Source organism: Mycolicibacterium sp. XJ2546 (assembly GCF_053483195.1).
Window position 1 is genome coordinate 254467 of record NZ_JBEFRW010000004.1, and the last position, 17305, is coordinate 271771.

Below are 17305 nucleotides of genomic sequence, written 5' to 3' on the forward strand. Positions count from 1 at the left end.
GTTCCCATGAGCGAGCCCGACTGGGCGCCCCTCACCGGTTTCCGGGTGGCGGTGACCTCCGCCCGGCGCGCCGACGAACTGGTTGCGCTGCTGCAACGCCGCGGTGCGGCGGTGACCAGCGCTGCGGCGATCACCATGGTCCCGCTGCCCGACGACGACGCGTTGCGTGCGAACACCGGGGCGCTGATCGCCACGCCGCCCGACATCGTGATCGCCACGACGGGCATCGGGCTGCGGGGCTGGATCGAGGCGGCCGACGGCTGGGGGCTGGCCGGTGACCTGACCGCCGCGCTGGCCAATGCGCGCGTCGTATCACGCGGTCCGAAGGCCACCGGCGCGTTACGCGCCGCCGGCCTGAAAGAGGAATGGTCGCCGGAGTCGGAGTCATCTCGCGAACTGCTGCACTATCTGGTCGACGGCGGCATCGCCGGTCAGCGCATCGCCGTCCAGTTGCACGGGGCCACCGAGCAGTGGGATCCGTTTCCCGAGTTCGTCGACGAATTGCGGGCCGCGGGGGCAGACGTCGTACCGATCCGGGTGTACCGGTGGCTGCCGGCGCCGCGCAACGGGGACTTCGACCAACTCGTCGCGGGTATCGCCGAGGAGAAGTTCGACGCGGTGACGTTCACGTCGGCGCCTGCCGTCGCGGCGCTGCTGCTGCGGGCCGCCGACATGGGCCTCGAGGACCGGTTACTGGCGGCGCTGCGCGGCGACGTGCATGCGATGTGTGTCGGACCCGTGACGGCCCGGCCGCTGGTGCGCCTCGGGGTGCCGACGTCGGCGCCTGAACGAATGCGGTTGGGCGCGTTGGCCCGTCACATCACCGACGAGCTACCGATGTTGTGCACGCGAACGGTGCGGGTGGCCGGTCATCTGCTGGAGATCCGCGGTACCTGCGTGCTGGTCGACGGTGAGGCCATGGCGGTGTCGCCTGCGGGTATGGCGATCGTGCGTGCGCTCGCGCACCGGCCGGGCACCGTGGTGTCGCGCCACGACCTGCTGCGGGTGCTGCCCGGCAGCGGCACCGACACCCACGCAGTGGAGACCGCGGTGCTTCGACTGCGAACTGCCCTGGGGGACAAGAACATCGTATCGACGGTGGTCAAACGCGGCTATCGGCTGACGGTCGACGACGACGCGGATACCGCATGGTGAACGCGGTGCTGGTGGCGCACGGCACCCGCAAGGCGAGTGGCGTCGCGCTGGTCGAGCAGTTGGCGCAACGGGTCTCTGTGACACTGGGTTCGCCGGCACACGTGGCGTTCGTCGACGTGGTCGGTCCGACACCGGACGAGGTACTGCGCGGGTTGGCCGGACCGACCGTCGTGGTGCCCGCGTTCCTCGCACGCGGCCATCACGTCAACGCAGACATCCCCGCGCAGGTGGCTGCCAGCGGGCGTTCCGACGTCACGGTCACCGAGGCGTTGGGGCCCAGCCCGCAGTTGGCGCGGGTGCTGGCCGACCGTCTCGTCGAATCCGGGTGGCGTGCCGGGGATTCTGTGGTGCTGGCGGCTGCGGGGACATCTGATCCGCGCGCGCAGTCGGATCTGCGCAAGATGGCCACCTGGGCTTCGGCGATGACGAGTTCGCGGGTGGAGTTGACCTTCGCCGCGGGCGAGCCCCGGGTGGCTGATGCGGTCGACATGTTGCGCCGGCGCGGCGCCCGGCGGGTGGTCGTGGCGTCGTATCTGTTGTCCGACGGGTTGTTTCAGGACCGGTTACGGTGCAGCGGTGCCGATGTGGTCACCGCGCCGCTGGGCGCCCATGGCGGGTTGGTGCGCTTGATCGCGGCCCGGTTCCGGTACGGGCGGCTGCGGGTGGCGGCCTAACCGCCCGTTTGTCCCTTTGGGCCAATCTCGCCAATGCCCACCTCCACGTGGCCGTCGGTCACCCGGGTCGAATAGACCGGCAGCGAAACCTCCGGGTCGTCGAGGCAGACTCCGTCATCGAGCGCGAACGCCTGCTTCTTGATCGGCGATTGCACGATCGCGCGGCCGTCACGGTCACCGACGATGCCGCGCGACATCACGGCCGCGCCGCAGAACGGGTCGATGTTGCCGACCGCGTGCAGCGAGCCGTCGTCCAACCGGAACAGCGCGGCCTGTGAACCGTCCTGCAGCAGGACACCGACGCCGCGGTTGGGAATCAGGAAGTCATAGGGGCATGCGGCGGTCCACACCTGAACCTCGTTGAGCAGTGTCATGTTTGGGGCACCTTCGGCATTCCGATCGGGACCTTACGTCCCATCCTTTCGGCGAACTCCACTGTCGGGTCCGCCATCTCGGGCGCGTTGACGAACGACACGAACCGCGACAGCTTGTCGGGGTCTTCCAGCACGCCCTTCCATTCGCAGGCGTAACCTGCGACGTGGCGGGCGATGGCGTCCTCGAACTCGGCGGCCAGGCCGAGCGAGTCGTTGCAGACCACGTCGCGTAGGTGGTCGAGCCCAGACCTATCCGGGTGGTCGAGTGCTTCCAGCCAGGTCGCCGTGCGCTGCAGCCGGTCGGCCGTGCGGATGTAGAACATCAGGAACCGGTCGATGTAGCGCACCAGGGTGTCGTCGTCGAGATCAGCCGCCAGCAGCTGCGCGTGCCGCGGCGACATGCCGCCGTTGCCGCCGACGTAGAGGTTCCACCCTCTTTCGGTGGCGATGACGCCGACGTCCTTGCTCTGGGCTTCCGCGCATTCCCGCGCGCAACCCGACACGCCCATCTTGATCTTGTGCGGTGCGCGCAGCCCGCGGTAGCGCAGCTCGAGGTCGATCGCCATCTGCACCGAATCTTGTTGCCCGTAACGGCACCAGTCGCTGCCCACGCAGCTCTTCACCGTGCGCAGCGCCTTGCCGTAGGCGTGTCCGGACTCCATGCCGCCGTCGACCAGACGCCGCCAGATCTCGGGCAGCTGATCCACCCGCGCACCGAACAGATCGATCCGCTGACCCCCGGTGATCTTGGTGTAGAGGTCGAAATCCCGTGCGATCTCCCCGATCAGGATCAACTGTTCGGGAGTGATGTCCCCGCCGGGCACCCGGGGCACGACCGAATAGCTGCCGTTGCGCTGGATGTTGGCCAGGAAGTGGTCGTTGGAGTCCTGCAGCGAGGCCTGTTCACCGTCGAGGATGTGTTCCGAGCTCGTCGACGCCAGGATCGACGCGACGGCGGGTTTGCATATGTCGCAACCTTTTCCGGTGCCGAACCGCTCGATCAGCGCGGAGAACGTGCGGGTGGAGTCCGAGGGCCCCGCCGTGACGATCTCGAACAGTTCGGCGCGCGACTGGGTGAAGTGCTCGCACAGGGCCTTGGTCTGTTCGACGCCCTCGGCTTCCAGCAGTTGTTTGAGCAGCGGGACGCACGAACCGCAGGACGTGCCCGCCAGCGTGCACTTCTTCAGGGCGGGCACGTCACAGCAGCCGCCGGCGATCGCGTCGGTGAGGTCGCCTTTGGTGACGTTGTTGCAGGAGCAGATCTGGGCGGCGGCTGGCAGTGCCCCGACGCCGAGTCCCGTTGTGCCGCCGTCGGTCCCGGTCGGCGAGATGAGACCCAGCGGGTCGCCCGGCAGAGGTTCGCCGACCATCGGCCGCAGGATGCCGTAGGCGGAGGCGTCGCCGACCAGGATGCCGCCCAGTAGCGTCTTGGCGTCGTCGGACAGCACGAGCTTGGCGTAGGTCTGGTTGACCGCATCGTTGACGGCTACCTCCAGACAGTCCGGCGTAGCGCCCAGCGCGTCGCCGAAGCTGGCGACGTCGACGCCGAGCAGTTTGAGCTTGGTCGACATGTCGGCCTCGCCGAACTCCGCGGACCCGCCGAGCAGACGGTCGGCGACCACCTCCGCGCTGGTGTACCCGGGCCCGACCAACCCGTAGCAGCGACCGTCGATGGCAGCCACCTCACCGACCGCGAAGATATCGGGATCCGTGGTGACACATCCCAGATCGGTCAGCACACCGCCACGGTCGGCGATGTCCAGGCCGGCGTCGCGGGCCAGTTCGTCGCGGGGACGGATGCCCGCGGCGAAGACCACAAGCCCCGCGTCGATGTAGGTGCCGTCGCTCAAACTCACCCGGAGCGAGTCGTCGTCTGCGGAGCGCCGCACGGGCCGGTTGCGTTGGGCGGGGCGGATCGACTCGGTCCCGACGCCGGTGTGCACCGAAATGCCGAGCTCGGTGATCATCCGGCTCAGCAGTGCACCGCCGGCCTCGTCAAGCTGCTGGGCCATCAGGCGCGGCGCCATCTCGACGATGTGGGCGCGCAGGCCGAACGTGCGCAGCGCGTTGGCGGCCTCCAGTCCGAGCAGTCCCCCGCCGATCACCACGCCCACCGGGGCACGGCTCTGCTCTGCGGCGCGCGCGGCGTCGCCGCGGATCGCGTCGAGGTCGTCGAGGGTGCGGTAGACGTGGCAGGCCGGCAGGTCGTGGCCCGGCACCGGAGGAACAAAGGCATAGGAGCCGGTCGCGAGGACCAACGCGTCGTAGTCAAACCGTCCGCCGTCGGCGGTCGACACGGTCTTGTCGGCGCGGTCGATCCGGGTGACGCGGCTACCCAGGCGCAGGTCGACGAGGTCGTCGTCGACGTAACCGTTGCCCGGTAGCCCCAGCAGTCCGCGATCCCAGTGCTCGGTGTAGCTGGTGAGCCCGACGCGGTCGTAGGCGGCGTCGGCCTCCTCGCCCAGCACGGTCACGCGCCAGGAGCCGTCGCCGTCGCGCGAGCGCAGCGCCTCGACGAACCGGTGACCGACCATCCCATGGCCGACGACCACGACGTTTTTAGATGCCATGGCGCAGACGGTAGGGAGCCAATATTGCCGCGATGTCGCCTCGTGTGAAGCGCCCATCACGGTGTGCTCACGTCTTTGCGGACGACCCTGTGAGTAGGTTTCCTCACCGCTACACCGCTCATGGAATATGAGCGTGGTCGACTCAAGTTCTATTGAGTAGATGCCGGCTGGGCCCGGCCTACCGGGAAGAAAGGAATGAGGCAACAGATGAATACTCTGGCATTACGCACCCGACCCACCTGGGACATCGAACGTTGGGTACGCGACTTCTTCAGTCCCGCCACTGCCGACGAATGGTTCGCCGGGGCGTTCGACCCCGCCGCCGAGATCGTTCGGGACGGCGATGACGCGGTGGTCCGCGTCGAACTGCCGGGCGTCGACGTCGAGCAGGACGTCAACGTCGAGGTGGAGCGCGGTCACCTGGTGATTCACGGTGAGCGGCGCGACGAGCGCGCCGAGGACAAGGACGGTCGAGCCCTACGCGAGGTGCGCTATGGATCGTTCCGCCGGTCGTTCAAGCTACCGGCGCACGTCACCGAGGACGCCATCTCCGCGTCGTATGACAGGGGCGTACTGAACGTCCGTGTGGCGGGTGCCCACCGGGACGCGCACACCAAGCGCATCGCGATCGAACACAAGTAACCCTTACCGGCAACGGGATCCGGTGGAGCTCAGTCTCCACCGGATTCGTCGTTTGTAGGGGTGGTCGTCCTCAGTCTGGTGGTGGTCGTGGTTGTCGCCGTCGTTGTCGTGGTCGTCGTGGTGGTCGTGGTGGTGGGCGGCGGCAGGCCCGGGTTGTCTTCACTGGTCTGCACACTGGGCCGCGAATAGCTGGTCGTGGACGTCGGCGAAGTCGTATAGGTCGACACCGGCGTCGACGGCGCAGGCGGTGGGATGGTCTCCGGGGTTTTCGCCGCGTCCGAAGTCCGCATCACCGCGTAAGCGAGCACGGCCAGCAGGATCAACGCCGCCGCGCCGGCAGCCAGCACGACCGGTTGCTGGTCGTGCCAGGCCGGCTCCTCCTCGTTTTCCGGGTTTTCTGGCACGGCCGTAATCTATGCCCAGCGCTGCAGTATCTCGGTGGCCCGCCCCGCCAGTGCGCCCTGCAGGAATGGCCCGAAGCTGATCCGGCCGACGCCGAGCGCACCGAACGAGGCGGGGTCATCGGCGTCCGGCACCGCGATCGCATTGATCGGCAGCGGAAGTTCGGATGCCAACCGACGCAAGGTGTCCGTATCGTGTCGACCGACCGGATACAGCACGTCGGCGCCCTCGGCGGCGGCCGCCTGCAGCCGCGCGATCGCACGTTCGACGCGGTCGGATTCCTCACCGTCCTTGCGCAAAAACAGATCGGTGCGCGCGTTGACGACCACGTGCACGCCCGCGCTGTCGGCAGCGCGGCGCAGCGCGCCGACGAACGCGGCGTGTTCGGTGACCGAGCGCAGCCTGCCGCCTTCGCTGTGCACGGTGTCCTCGATGTTGAGCCCGACACCGCCCGAGTCGAGCAGGCCCTCGATCAGGCGGGCCGGTTCCTGGCCGTAACCCGATTCGATATCGACTGAAACGGGGACGTCGACCGCGCCGGTGATCTGTTTGACTCGGGTCCGCAGTTCGGAAAACGTCATACCCTCCCGGTCGGCTTTTCCGACCGAGTCGGCGACGGGGTGGCTGCCGACGGTCAACGCGGCAAACCCGGCGTCGACCGCAAGGCGCGCCGACCACGCGTCCCACACCGTCGGCAGGATCACCGGGTTGCCGGGCTGGTGTTTGGCCAGCAGGGCAGCTGCCCGTTGAGCCAGGATCTGATCGGGCATCGGTTTCCCTCCGTCGTCGGCATCGTTCCAGGTCGGACAACGTGATCTGTCTCACGCTGAACCGCATGATGTGGCTAGCATCAGGTGTCGTACGGTGATTCCTGACACCTTCAGCCCAAGGAGGTCAATTGTCCAGCACTACCGAACTTGCCGAGCTGCATGAGCTCATCGGCAGAATGCGGCGGTGTGCGACTTCGCTGGCGTCGAGATACGGGGACACCCCTGCCACCCGACGCATCGTCAACGATGCTGAACGCCTTCTCAACGACATCGACCGCCTCGACATCGACCTCGACGAGCTGGAGCTGACCCGCGGTGTGACCCAGCAGCAACGTCCCGCCGAGCGAATCCCCATCCCGGACACCAGCTACGACACCGACTTTTGGCGCGGGGTCGACGACGAAGGTATCGGTGGCACGCGATAGGCGTGTGTCACCAGCGGGATACCTCTACACCGAAAGGCAACAGTGAGCGCACCGACCGCCGACCGCAAGGCGACCGGCGTCTTTTCGCCGGGCCGAGCCCGAATTCCGCAGCGCACCCTGCGCATCGACCGCTGGTGGATGCCGACGGTGTGGACCAACCTCGGGCTGGCCGCATTCGTCATCTACGCCACCGTCCGGGCGTTCTGGGGCAGCGCCTACTACGTCGCGGACTACCACTACCTGACGCCGTTCTACTCGCCGTGCGTCAGCACCGCGTGTGTGCCGGGGTCCAGCCACCTGGGTCAGTGGGTCGGCGACCTGCCGTGGTTCATCCCGATGGCGTTCATCTCGCTGCCGTTCCTGCTGCTGTTCCGGCTGACCTGCTACTACTACCGCAAGGCCTACTACCGGTCGGTGTGGCAGTCACCGCCGGCCTGCGCCGTGGCTGAACCGCATTCGACCTACACCGGTGAGACGCGCCTGCCGCTGATCATCCAGAACAGCCACCGCTACTTCTTCTATGTGGCGCTGGCGATCACGCTGCTCAACACCTACGACGCGCTCAACGCATTCCGGTCACCCGAAGGTTTCGGGTTCGGCCTGGGCAACGTGATCCTGACCGCCAACGTCATCCTGCTGTGGGGTTATACGGTGTCGTGCCACTCGTGCCGTCACGTCACCGGTGGACGGCTCAAGCACTTCTCCAAACATCCTGTGCGCTATTGGCTTTGGACCCAGATCAGCAAGCTCAATACCAAACACATGCAGTTCGCCTGGATCACCCTCGGCTCCCTGATGCTGACCGACTTCTACGTCATGTTGGTGGCCAGCGGGGCGATCACCGACCTGCGATTCATTGGCTGACAACGTAATTCTTGAACTAATTCGAGGCGAGGATTGATGGCTGAAGTTGGAGCTCGTCGCGCAAGCGGCTCATCGGAAGTTGAACGGCACTCCTACGACGTGGTTGTGATCGGTGCCGGTGGTGCTGGCCTGCGCGCGGTCATCGAGGCGCGCGAACGCGGCCTGAAGGTGGCCGTCATCACCAAGTCGCTGTTCGGCAAGGCCCACACCGTGATGGCCGAGGGCGGCTGCGCGGCCGCGATGGGCAACGCCAACCCCAAGGACAACTGGCAGACGCACTTCAAGGACACCATGCGCGGCGGGAAGTTCCTGAACAACTGGCGCATGGCCGAACTGCACGCCAAAGAAGCCCCGGACCGGGTTTGGGAGCTGGAGTCCTACGGTGCGCTGTTCGACCGCACCAAGGACGGCAAAATCAGCCAGCGCAACTTCGGCGGGCACACCTACCCGCGGCTGGCCCACGTCGGTGACCGCACCGGCCTGGAGATCATCCGCACGCTGCAGCAGAAGATCGTCTCGCTGCAGCAGGAGGACAAGGCCGAGTTCGGCGACTACGAGGCTCGGATCCGGGTGTTTCACGAATGCACCGTCACCGACCTGCTCAAAGACGGAGACAGGATCGCGGGCGCGTTCGGGTATTGGCGCGAGACTGGCAAGTTCGTGCTGTTCGAGACGCCTGCGGTGGTCCTGGCCACCGGCGGCATCGGCAAGTCCTACAAAGTGACATCGAACTCGTGGGAGTACACCGGCGACGGGCACGCGTTGGCGCTGCGCGCCGGTGCCACGCTCATCAACATGGAGTTCGTGCAGTTCCACCCGACCGGCATGGTGTGGCCGCCCAGCGTGAAAGGCATCCTGGTCACCGAAGGTGTCCGCGGCGACGGCGGGGTATTGAAAAATTCCGAGAACTCTCGCTTTATGTTCGACTACATCCCGGCGGTGTTCAAAGGCCAGTACGCCGAATCCCCCGATGAGGCCGATCAGTGGCTCAAGGACAACGACTCCGCGCGGCGCACCCCTGACCTGCTGCCGCGTGACGAGGTCGCCCGCGCCATCAACTCCGAGGTCAAGGCGAACCGGGGCAGCCCGCACGGCGGCGTCTACCTCGACATCGCGTCGCGGCTGCCCGCCGAGGAGATCAAACGCCGGCTGCCGTCGATGTATCACCAGTTCATGGAGCTCGCCGAGGTCGACATCACCAAGGAGCCCATGGAGGTCGGGCCGACGTGCCACTACGTGATGGGCGGCGTCGAGGTCGATCCCGACACCGCGGCTGCCAAGACGACTGGCCTGTTCGCCGCCGGTGAGTGCGCGGGCGGTATGCACGGCTCCAACCGGCTCGGCGGTAACTCGCTGTCGGACCTGCTGGTGTTCGGCAGGCGCGCCGGCCTCGGTGCCGCCGACTACGTGCGCGCCCTCAAGGAACGGCCCAAGGTGTCCGAGGAGGCCGTCGCCAGCGCGACCGAACTGGCGTTGTGGCCGTTCGAGGATTCGGCCGACGGTGGCCCGACCGAGAACCCCTACTCGCTGCAACTGGACCTTCAGGACACGATGAACTCCCTGGTCGGCATCATCCGCAAGGCCGACGAGGTGTCCGAAGCGATCGAGAAGCTCAAGGAACTTCGCGAACGCTACAAGCGTGTTCGGGTGGAGGGCGACCGGCACTACAACCCCGGCTGGCATCTGGCCATCGACCTGCGCAACATGCTGCTGGTCAGCGAGTGCGTGGCCATGGCTGCGCTGGAGCGCACCGAGAGCCGCGGCGGCCACACCCGCGACGACTACCCGTCGATGGAGTCGGGGTGGCGCAAGAAGCTGCTGGTGTGCCGGGCGGAAGGAGATTCGCCCGTACCGGACATCACGATCACCCATGAAGACCAGGTCCCGATGCGGGAGGACCTACTCGAATTGATCGACCTAGACGAGTTGGAGAAGTACTTCACCCCAGAAGAGCTCACCAACCACTCAGCAAGGAGGGGAGCATGAGCTACCAGGCAAAGCTGCGGGTCTGGCGCGGTGACAACGACGGCGGAGAACTGCAGGACTTCACGGTCGAGGCCAACGATGGTGAGGTGGTGCTCGACGTCATCCATCGGCTCCAGCAGACCCAGACCGGCGACCTGGCCGTGCGGTGGAACTGCAAGGCCGGCAAGTGCGGCTCCTGCTCGGCGGAGATCAACGGTATGCCGCGGCTGCTGTGCATGACGCGGATGTCGACGTTCGACCCGTCCGAAACCATCACCGTGACGCCGCTGCGCACCTTCCCGGTGATCCGCGACCTGGTCACCGATGTGTCGTTCAACTACGAAAAGGCCAGGGAGATCCCGTCTTTCACGCCGCCGAAAGAGCTGCAGCCGGGCGAATACCGGATGCAGCAGGTTGACGTGAACCGCTCCCAGGAGTTCCGTAAGTGCATCGAGTGCTTCCTGTGCCAGAACGTGTGCCACGTGATGCGCGACCACGAGGAGAACAAAAAGGCGTTTGCCGGCCCGCGGTACTTCATCCGGACCGCGGAACTGGAGATGCATCCGCTCGATACCGCCGATCGACGCGATCTCGCTCAAGACGAAACCGGCCTGGGCCTGTGCAACATCACCAAGTGCTGTACCGAGGTGTGCCCCGAGAACATCAAGATCACCGACAACGCGATCATCCCGATGAAGGAACGCGTGGCCGGTCGGCGGTACGACCCGGTGGTGTGGCTGGGCAACAAGCTGTTCCGGCGGGGTTAACCGCACACTGACGCTACGCGGCGCCGCAGCACCACCGCTAACACGAAACGTTTATTGCAAACGTTTCGGTTGTCGGTCTGCTGGGATTCTGGCTATCGAATCCATCGGCCACCCCTGAGATCTGATACGTCGCGCCGGCGAGGGTCACATCCGCCTCGCCCCCAAGGCCGTGGTTGTAGCTGCCGCTGAAGCCGGCGACGTCGTGCAACCTCACCCACTCGACGGCTAGCTCATTGGTACTCGCAATCATGGCGACAGCAACCGGGGTTTTGTCTCCGATTGTGATCATCGTCAAGTGCTTGTTCGGTAAGCAATTTGCGTCCTCGGCCCTGCCGGCATCCTCGCCTCCGACGCTGAGCTGCGCCGTACCGGGCGGCAGTTGTCCGGATTTCTGCTGCACCGCAACCGATGAACAGCTGGCAGTGCTCACGACGATGAGGACCGCGGCAGCCGCGCAGCGCCTTTTCATCACATTTTCATCGCTTAGCTTCCGCTTGGGGGTGTCAACATCTGCTGCCATGACTTCTCCTCCCCGGCGCCCTGGCTTAGGTCGCGTTGGGTGTAGACCTGCCCGTCGGGCCCGACATATGTACCGGTGGCGGGGTCGTACGGTACGACAGCAACCGGCGGTGGTTCGGCGGCCGGCGCAGGTGCGGCCTCACCGGGCGGAAACTGTGGAATGCCCTGCCCTGACATGGTCGCGTTCGGGTCACCCTTCCAGTTGACCCCGTCGTTGAGAGGCACGTACTCTTCGTCGCTCTCGCACATCTTCACCGTCGGTGCGCGCTTTCCCGGCCGCGTCGCGCACGGCAAGTTGCGGGCGCCGCGGACCGCGGTGATCTGTGAGTCCTGCGGAATCCTGCAGTAAAAGTCGCCTTCCGGAATATCGGGTGCGTCTTCATAAACGGCGGCGCGCTGTTGCTGGGCGGGTAGGAACCCGGTCGTGCACGGGGGCGGCGCGTTCAGGTTCAGGTTGAAGCTCAGATAGGCTCCGGCGTAATCTTGTTTGGTCCCCGCGTTGGCCACCAATATCCCTTGAACGTTTCCCACCGCCTGCGGTACCGCTACGAGCAGTGTCTCGATGTTGTCTCGGTACGCAACCGCTACTTCGCCGACGCTGACCAAGTTGGCCAGTATGACCGGCAGGGTCGGCTTCACTCGGTCGAGCAACAACCGCACCTCGTCGGTCGACTGACTACCCTTCTTTAGCAGGCCCTCTACATCGGCGTCGTTGTCTTTCAATTGCGCCGTGACGGTGGCAAGGTTGGATGCCCATGCCTGAATGGAGTCCGACGAGTTGATCTGGGTGTCCAACACCGGCTTTGAATCGTCAATCAAATTGACGATCGAGTCCAGGTTCTCCCGCGCTCCTCTGGACAGCGTGATCGTGTTCTTGAGCAGCCGGGAAAGGTCCGGCCCTAGACCGCCGACCGCCGCATACGATTCATCGACCAAGGTCTTCAGATCATCGCGAGGTATCGCCTCCAGGCCCCGGTTGGCGGAAGCCAACAGCGAGTTGATATTAGGCGGAATGCTGGTGCGGTCCGCCGGAATCACGTCGCCATCTTTCAACGGCGATGCACTCCGATCGCGAGGTAACAACGCCACATATTGTTCACCTACCGCCGAAACGCTGTGCACTTCGGCGTCGAGGTCGGCAGGGATGTCAATGCCTGACGTCAAACTGAGCACAGCTGCGGCTCCGGTGTCAGTCAGATGGACGTCGACTATGCGACCGACTTTGACACCTCGGTAGGTAACGTTACCTTCCGAGTACAGCCCACCCGCCTCCGGCAACTGCACGGTCACGGTGTAATGGCCAACACCGAAAAACGTTGCAGGTACCTTCATGTAGCCGAAGAACATCACCGAAATCGCGAATACTGCGATCACCGCAAAAACAACTAATTGGATTCTGATTGATCGTTTCAAACGCATGTCACGGCCCTTGATCGAATCGGTAGGGGGCAACCAGCGGATTAGCCGCCGTGTACGGGCTGGGCATCTGGCCGATGGTGCGGCCCCACTGGATCTCGAGTTCGGTCAGATCACCCTCCCAGCGGGTACCGGTGAACAACGACGCGTCGATACGGCTCAACGTTAGGTCGACCACGGCGGTGAGGTTCGCGTAGTCGCCCCGAATCCACTTCTCCAGTGTCGGTTTGGGGAACGGTAACGTCGACAGCAGGTCCAGGGACCGGGTCAGCGACGGACCTGCGTCGGCGAGCGATTTCAACACCGGGCCCAAGTCGTGCAGTTCCTTGACCAAATTCTCTTTGGTCTGGTCAACGGTGTCAGTCACCAACGCACTGAGCTTGCCGCCCTGTGCCGCCGCATCCGCGAGAACTTCCCGCTCGTCCTTGAGGACCGTCAACGCTTGCGGCACAGTCTCGAGCGCCTTGTCGATCACCGGCTTCTGCTCGGCGAATTGCCCGACCAGGCTGTTGAGGCTGTCAGTCGCCGCGACGATGTCATCCTTTTGGTCATCGAGATAGCCGACGAACGTATCGGATTGCTCGATGAGGCTTCTCAGGTCGTTCTCGCGCCCGGTAACCGCTGTGCTCAATGCGGTGACGATGTCTTGCACATGCCCGACACCGCCCCCGTTTAGCACCATCGCAACTGCGGCGAGGGTCTCTTCTGTTGACGGGTGCGCCTCCGCTGACGACAGGGGAATCAGCGCCCCTTCCGTCAATTTGCCTTCCGGCGGAACATCCGTCGGCGGTGCCAGCTCGATATGCGCAGACCCCAGCAGGCTGGTCTGACCAATGGTGGCCGTCGCGTTCGCCGGCAGTTCGACGTCGCCGTCGAGTGTCATCGTCACCAACGCATGCCACCCCTGAACTTCGGTTTTCGCGACATTTCCGACCGTCACATCATCGACGCGAACACGGGAATTCCGTTCCAGGTTCTGCACATCGGGGAGCTGCGCCTGAATGGTGAAAGAACCCGGGCCACCCCCCTTGGTCCCCGGCAACTTCACCGAATTAAGTCCCTGGAAATCCGAGCAGGCGGGCAGTATGGCAATGGCCACGACCAACAACGACCTCACGGTTATTCGCCCAAGCTTGGCAGATCCGGTCATTGCCCCGCCCCCTGCGGCATCATCATTCCCAGCAGCCCGTCTACCGGTTCAGTCACCGTTGACCCGTGGAGAGGAGGCTGCGCGCCTTCCTCGGCCGGCAGTGCCGCTGGTGCGGCAGGCAATGGATTTGGTGGGATGTAGTCGGGACGCAGCCAGTCTTCACTGTAGGTCAGCTCATTGGGCCGAGCCGTTGCTCCGACGAACGGGTTCATGCCCAGCGGGGGAAAGTTGAACTGACGGTTCTTGATGATGGGCGCGAGGTACTGGACACAGAGCTTCGCAGACTGCTCGGCACCTAGCTGTGACGCCGCCTGGATTGCACCGCACAAGAATTGCACAGGGTTGGCGAAGTTGTTGGCGGCCAAGATGCCCGTCAGGGTGCCCTGCGCCGGCTGGTAGATATTGACAAAGTTCTGCGCAGTGGTCGGGAACACATGCAGCGCTTGCTTGATGTCGTCGAGGCTCTCGACAACCGCGTTGGAAACCGACGCCACCTTGTCCGAAGTAACGCCCAGCGCCTCGCGGTTCTCAACCACGAAGTGGGTGGCATCGTCGGCAACATCACTCAGATCGCGGATCGCGTTCCCAACTTCGTTGGGATCGTTGGCCACCAGTCGCGTCGCTGCGGCGAGGTTCTGATTCAGCGTCGTCAGCAGGTCGTCGCTGTTCTCCAGGGCTGACACCAGGGTCGAGAGGTTCCTGATCGAAGAGAACAGATCGTCGCTGTGATCACCGAGCGCAGCTAGGGCCCGCGACAACTTAGTCAGGCTGTCGCGGATGTTCGTACCCTGGCCGCGCAGGTTGTCGGCGGCGGTGCTGACAAAGCCCCCAAGGGTGCTGACGCCGCCTGGCTTCGTCGGTTGTAGTGTCTCGGTGAGCTTTTCGAGTTGGATCCGTAGGTCGTCCCACTCGACCGGGACGGCGGTACGGTCCTGAGGAATGGTCGCGTCATCGTGCATGACCGGACCGGTGCTGTAGGCGGGTGTCAACTGTATTGCGCGGGCCGTGATCAACGTCGGCGATAGAATCACTGCCTTGGCGTCGGCCGGCACCCGGTACTTGCTTTCGTACCAGAATGAGATCTTTACCCGGTCGGGCTCCGGTTCGATCTTTTCGATTACACCGACTGGCACCCCGCGGATGACGACATGGTCACCGACGTAAATGCCATTGCTATTGTCAAAGTATCCAACGATGTTGGTCCGGCCGATCTCGGTGGCCGTACGAGTAACCGTTACGATTCCGCCGACCAGAACCAACGTCAAGGCCACAGCGACTGCGACGGCCGGTTTACTGATTTTCACTGTCCACCCTCTTCAGCTGGTTGTCGTTCGCCGGCTGACCCGTCGGCTCCGGGCGCTGGTCCTGCGCCGAGGGCGGGCGGTCCCGGCGGCGGGCCGCCCGGTGGGGGCGGAGGCAGTGGTTCCCGATACGGATATCGGGGATCGCCCGGCTTGCCGGTGATGGCGTCGGGGAGTGTCAAATGCGGTGCGCCGCCTTGGCCCGTTCGCGGATACGGCACCGGAAGCGGAGGTGTTCCCGGTTGGCCGACTTGCGGGTCGGCGCGCTCAGTGGGTGCGAGGACGTTCGGGTCTAATCCAAGATCGGAGAACGCAGCATCGACGAACGGTTGCACGAATTGTCCCGGCAGTAGGTTGACGACGTAAGCTTTGAAGAACGGACCCGATGCCAGCGCTTCGCCCAAACCGAGCGCGTATGGGTTGAGCTTTTTAATCGCTAATTGCACATCGCTTTTGCGGTTGTCGACGATGGTCAACGCGCCATTCAGTTTGTCCAACATAGGTTTTACCGCGTGATTGTTTTCTGCAATAAAGCCTTTCAACTCCTGACCAAGCGCTGACAGATTGTTGGAGATGTTGTCCAGAGCGGCACTTTGCGATTGCAGCTCGACCAGCAAGGCGTTGGTATCGCCCACCAACTTCACCACCTTGTCACTACGTTCGGCGAGCACCGCAGTCGCCTTGTTTGCGTTCGTCAGGAGGTTCCGGAGGTGCTCATCGCGCCTCTCCAACGTCTCGGACACCCGGCCAACGCCTTTCACTGCCTCCTTCAAGGCAGGTGCGGTATCAGAGAACGTTTCCGAGAGGACGGCCAGTGAATCGGACAGCTGGCCGGTGTCCAAACCACTGATGGTTTCTGTGAGGTCTCCTAGGGCATGGGGAAGCTCGTAGGGTGAAGTGGTCCGCTCCAAGGGAATCGGCTCGGTGAGCTCGCCGTCGCCACGCGACGTGAGCTCGAGGTGCCTGGTGCCGAGTAGCCCCTCCAGCCTGATCGAGGCCTCGGTTTGTTCTCCCAGATGTACGTCGTCGATATGGAATTTGACCAGCACGCCCGGTCCCTCGAGTTCGATGCTGGAGACTTCTCCGACGTCATAGCCCGACACGGCCACGGTGCTGCCAGGCCGGAGACCACCTGCCTCGGTGAAGTACGCCTCGTAGTCCTTTCCGGTGTGGAAGAACGGCAACTTGCCATAATTCAACGTGATCAAGGCAGCGGCGACGGTCAATGTGATGCCGATGGCGCCGACGGTGTAGGGGTTCCGTTCGGTGAACCTCGTCATTTGGGCGTACACCTCCCGGACTTCTGGCCGACCAGCTTGACGTACACGGGCTGACCGCCCTTACCATTTAGCTTGAGCACGACTTCGCACATGTAGAAGCTGAAGAAATCGCCGGAAAGGGCCAACCTGTCCAGCATTTGGTAGGCGTCAGGCAGCGTCTTGAGCAGATTGTCGACGTATTCGTGATCCGCTACCACTGCAGCCGCAACCCGATCGGCCTCGTGTACGACCGTCTTGATCGGCGGCCGGGCTTGTTTCAAGAGACCGGTGATCGACCCAGCCGCCGCATTGGCATACGCGATGCCGCTGCTGATGTCTTTCTTGCGATCCTCCAGGCCGGCAACAAGTTCCGATACCGAATCCACGGCCGTCGCAAACTGATTCGTGTGGTCGCCAAGGGAACCTAGAACGGTGTTCAGGTTCCCGATGACCTCGCCGATCAATTGATCGCGATCCGCAAGGGTGTTGGTCAACGACGCGGTTTCAGCCAGGATCGAGTTCATCGTCACCCCCTGACCCTGGAAGGCGGAAATCAGTTGGCCGGTCAGTCGGTTCACCTGGTCCGGATCCAACGCACGGAAAAGTGGCCGGAACCCGCCGACCAGCGCCTCGAGGTCGAGTGCCGGCTCCGTTCGGGCCAGCGGGATGGTCGACCCTGGATCGAGTCGTTTGATGTCACCGGGATTCTGTTCAAGCGCCAGGAACCGGCCGCCGATCAGGTCTTTGAAGCGCACTGCGGCCCTGGTGCTGTCAGTGAGCATGACTGAGTCGTTCGCCCCAAACTCGACGAGCACGGTGGAGTCACGCCGAACGGTGATCTTCTTGACCTTACCGACCTCCACGCCGGCGACTCGTACAAAGTCGCCAGGCCGCAGCCCGGAGACGTTCGCGAAGACTGCCGAATATGTCTGCTGCGGTTGAAACCGCAACTGCGCCAGGATGGCGATCAGCCCGAAGGTCAACACCAAACATACCGTCGCATAGATTGCAAGGTGGAAAACCTTCGCGTGCAATCGTTTTTGCATCAGTCG

17 protein-coding genes are annotated in these 17305 nt (G+C 64.2%); 7 read left to right on the top strand and 10 right to left on the bottom strand.

The window, feature by feature from the left end; translation table 11 throughout:
- Window positions 1-6 precede the first annotated feature (6 nt).
- A complete protein-coding gene (locus ABQE44_RS10185) occupies window positions 7-1155 on the top strand; it encodes a uroporphyrinogen-III synthase (RefSeq protein WP_448429518.1) in 1149 nt (382 codons plus the stop codon).
- A complete protein-coding gene (locus ABQE44_RS10190; protein WP_448429587.1) occupies window positions 1152-1829 on the top strand; it encodes a sirohydrochlorin chelatase in 678 nt (225 codons plus the stop codon). The genes ABQE44_RS10185 and ABQE44_RS10190 overlap by 4 nt, the downstream gene beginning before the upstream one ends.
- On the opposite strand, the gene nirD is transcribed toward ABQE44_RS10190, so the two are convergent.
- Together nirD and nirB are read right to left on the bottom strand one after the other, a co-directional pair.
- Window positions 1826-2203 carry a nitrite reductase small subunit NirD gene (nirD, locus tag ABQE44_RS10195; protein WP_448429520.1) on the bottom strand — a complete coding sequence of 126 codons (378 nt, stop codon included), beginning with the start codon at window positions 2201-2203 and terminating at the stop codon, window positions 1826-1828. The two genes, ABQE44_RS10190 and nirD, sit on opposite strands and share 4 nt — an antisense overlap.
- Window positions 2200-4830, bottom strand: coding sequence for a nitrite reductase large subunit NirB (nirB, locus tag ABQE44_RS10200; RefSeq protein ID WP_448429522.1), 2631 nt, complete (start codon window positions 4828-4830; stop codon window positions 2200-2202). Before nirB ends, nirD begins: the two co-directional genes overlap by 4 nt.
- A 150-nt stretch (window positions 4831-4980) precedes the next feature.
- Between nirB and ABQE44_RS10205 the strand changes: the two genes are divergently transcribed.
- Window positions 4981-5415 (top strand): Hsp20/alpha crystallin family protein, encoded by a 435-nt coding sequence (locus ABQE44_RS10205; RefSeq protein WP_448429524.1) that lies wholly within the window; start codon window positions 4981-4983, stop codon window positions 5413-5415.
- Between the two features lie 29 nt (window positions 5416-5444).
- Here ABQE44_RS10205 and ABQE44_RS10210 read toward each other — a convergent pair whose 3' ends face one another.
- Window positions 5445-5819 carry a hypothetical protein gene (locus tag ABQE44_RS10210; protein ID WP_448429526.1) on the bottom strand — a complete coding sequence of 125 codons (375 nt, stop codon included), beginning with the start codon at window positions 5817-5819 and terminating at the stop codon, window positions 5445-5447.
- 9 nt (window positions 5820-5828) lie between these two features.
- The gene (locus ABQE44_RS10215; RefSeq protein WP_448392592.1) at window positions 5829-6587 is read right to left on the bottom strand and encodes an isocitrate lyase/PEP mutase family protein; all 759 of its coding nucleotides are present in this window, start codon (window positions 6585-6587) and stop codon (window positions 5829-5831) included.
- A 128-nt stretch (window positions 6588-6715) separates the two neighbouring features.
- Here ABQE44_RS10215 and ABQE44_RS10220 point away from each other — a divergent pair, with 128 nt between their 5' ends.
- From ABQE44_RS10220 to ABQE44_RS10235, 4 genes are read left to right on the top strand one after another with little or no spacing between them, the layout of a single operon-like run.
- Window positions 6716-7012, top strand: coding sequence for an Rv0250c family protein (locus ABQE44_RS10220; RefSeq protein WP_448392593.1), 297 nt, complete (start codon window positions 6716-6718; stop codon window positions 7010-7012).
- 42 nt (window positions 7013-7054) lie between these two features.
- Window positions 7055-7876, top strand: coding sequence for a succinate dehydrogenase subunit SdhC (locus tag ABQE44_RS10225; protein WP_448392594.1), 822 nt, complete (start codon window positions 7055-7057; stop codon window positions 7874-7876).
- A gap of 36 nt (window positions 7877-7912) precedes the next feature.
- On the top strand, window positions 7913-9862 hold the full coding sequence (locus tag ABQE44_RS10230; protein WP_448429528.1) for a fumarate reductase/succinate dehydrogenase flavoprotein subunit: 1950 nt from the start codon (window positions 7913-7915) through the stop codon (window positions 9860-9862).
- On the top strand, window positions 9859-10608 hold the full coding sequence (locus ABQE44_RS10235; RefSeq protein ID WP_448392596.1) for a succinate dehydrogenase/fumarate reductase iron-sulfur subunit: 750 nt from the start codon (window positions 9859-9861) through the stop codon (window positions 10606-10608). The genes ABQE44_RS10230 and ABQE44_RS10235 overlap by 4 nt, the downstream gene beginning before the upstream one ends.
- Before the next feature lie 37 nt (window positions 10609-10645).
- Here ABQE44_RS10235 and ABQE44_RS10240 read toward each other — a convergent pair whose 3' ends face one another.
- From ABQE44_RS10240 to ABQE44_RS10265, 6 genes are read right to left on the bottom strand one after another with little or no spacing between them, the layout of a single operon-like run.
- The gene (locus ABQE44_RS10240; protein WP_448429530.1) at window positions 10646-11128 is read right to left on the bottom strand and encodes a lipoprotein LpqH; all 483 of its coding nucleotides are present in this window, start codon (window positions 11126-11128) and stop codon (window positions 10646-10648) included.
- Complete coding sequence (locus tag ABQE44_RS10245) at window positions 11092-12546, bottom strand: MCE family protein (RefSeq protein ID WP_448392598.1); 1455 nt, start codon at window positions 12544-12546, stop codon at window positions 11092-11094. Before ABQE44_RS10245 ends, ABQE44_RS10240 begins: the two co-directional genes overlap by 37 nt.
- Before the next feature lies 1 nt (window position 12547).
- Window positions 12548-13693 (bottom strand): MCE family protein, encoded by a 1146-nt coding sequence (locus tag ABQE44_RS10250; protein ID WP_448392599.1) that lies wholly within the window; start codon window positions 13691-13693, stop codon window positions 12548-12550.
- Window positions 13690-14991, bottom strand: a complete 1302-nt coding sequence (locus ABQE44_RS10255; protein ID WP_448392698.1) for an MCE family protein — start codon at window positions 14989-14991, stop codon at window positions 13690-13692. The genes ABQE44_RS10250 and ABQE44_RS10255 overlap by 4 nt, the downstream gene beginning before the upstream one ends.
- A gap of 2 nt (window positions 14992-14993) precedes the next feature.
- Window positions 14994-16274 (bottom strand): MCE family protein, encoded by a 1281-nt coding sequence (locus ABQE44_RS10260; RefSeq protein WP_448429532.1) that lies wholly within the window; start codon window positions 16272-16274, stop codon window positions 14994-14996.
- The gene (locus ABQE44_RS10265; RefSeq protein WP_448392601.1) at window positions 16271-17299 is read right to left on the bottom strand and encodes an MCE family protein; all 1029 of its coding nucleotides are present in this window, start codon (window positions 17297-17299) and stop codon (window positions 16271-16273) included. Before ABQE44_RS10265 ends, ABQE44_RS10260 begins: the two co-directional genes overlap by 4 nt.
- Window positions 17300-17305: the final 6 nt, after the last annotated feature.

Coding starts and splice junctions, on each gene's coding strand:
- ABQE44_RS10185 (WP_448429518.1), top strand. CDS start 7: ATGAGCGAGCCCGACTGGGCGCCCCTCACCGGTTTCCGGGTGGCGGTG.
- nirD (WP_448429520.1), bottom strand. CDS start 2,203: ATGACACTGCTCAACGAGGTTCAGGTGTGGACCGCCGCATGCCCCTAT.
- nirB (WP_448429522.1), bottom strand. CDS start 4,830: ATGGGCGCTTCACACGAGGCGACATCGCGGCAATATTGGCTCCCTACC.
- ABQE44_RS10205 (WP_448429524.1), top strand. CDS start 4,981: ATGAATACTCTGGCATTACGCACCCGACCCACCTGGGACATCGAACGT.
- ABQE44_RS10215 (WP_448392592.1), bottom strand. CDS start 6,587: ATGCCCGATCAGATCCTGGCTCAACGGGCAGCTGCCCTGCTGGCCAAA.
- ABQE44_RS10230 (WP_448429528.1), top strand. CDS start 7,913: ATGGCTGAAGTTGGAGCTCGTCGCGCAAGCGGCTCATCGGAAGTTGAA.
- ABQE44_RS10235 (WP_448392596.1), top strand. CDS start 9,859: ATGAGCTACCAGGCAAAGCTGCGGGTCTGGCGCGGTGACAACGACGGC.
- ABQE44_RS10240 (WP_448429530.1), bottom strand. CDS start 11,128: ATGGCAGCAGATGTTGACACCCCCAAGCGGAAGCTAAGCGATGAAAAT.
- ABQE44_RS10245 (WP_448392598.1), bottom strand. CDS start 12,546: ATGCGTTTGAAACGATCAATCAGAATCCAATTAGTTGTTTTTGCGGTG.
- ABQE44_RS10250 (WP_448392599.1), bottom strand. CDS start 13,693: ATGACCGGATCTGCCAAGCTTGGGCGAATAACCGTGAGGTCGTTGTTG.
- ABQE44_RS10260 (WP_448429532.1), bottom strand. CDS start 16,274: ATGACGAGGTTCACCGAACGGAACCCCTACACCGTCGGCGCCATCGGC.
- ABQE44_RS10265 (WP_448392601.1), bottom strand. CDS start 17,299: ATGCAAAAACGATTGCACGCGAAGGTTTTCCACCTTGCAATCTATGCG.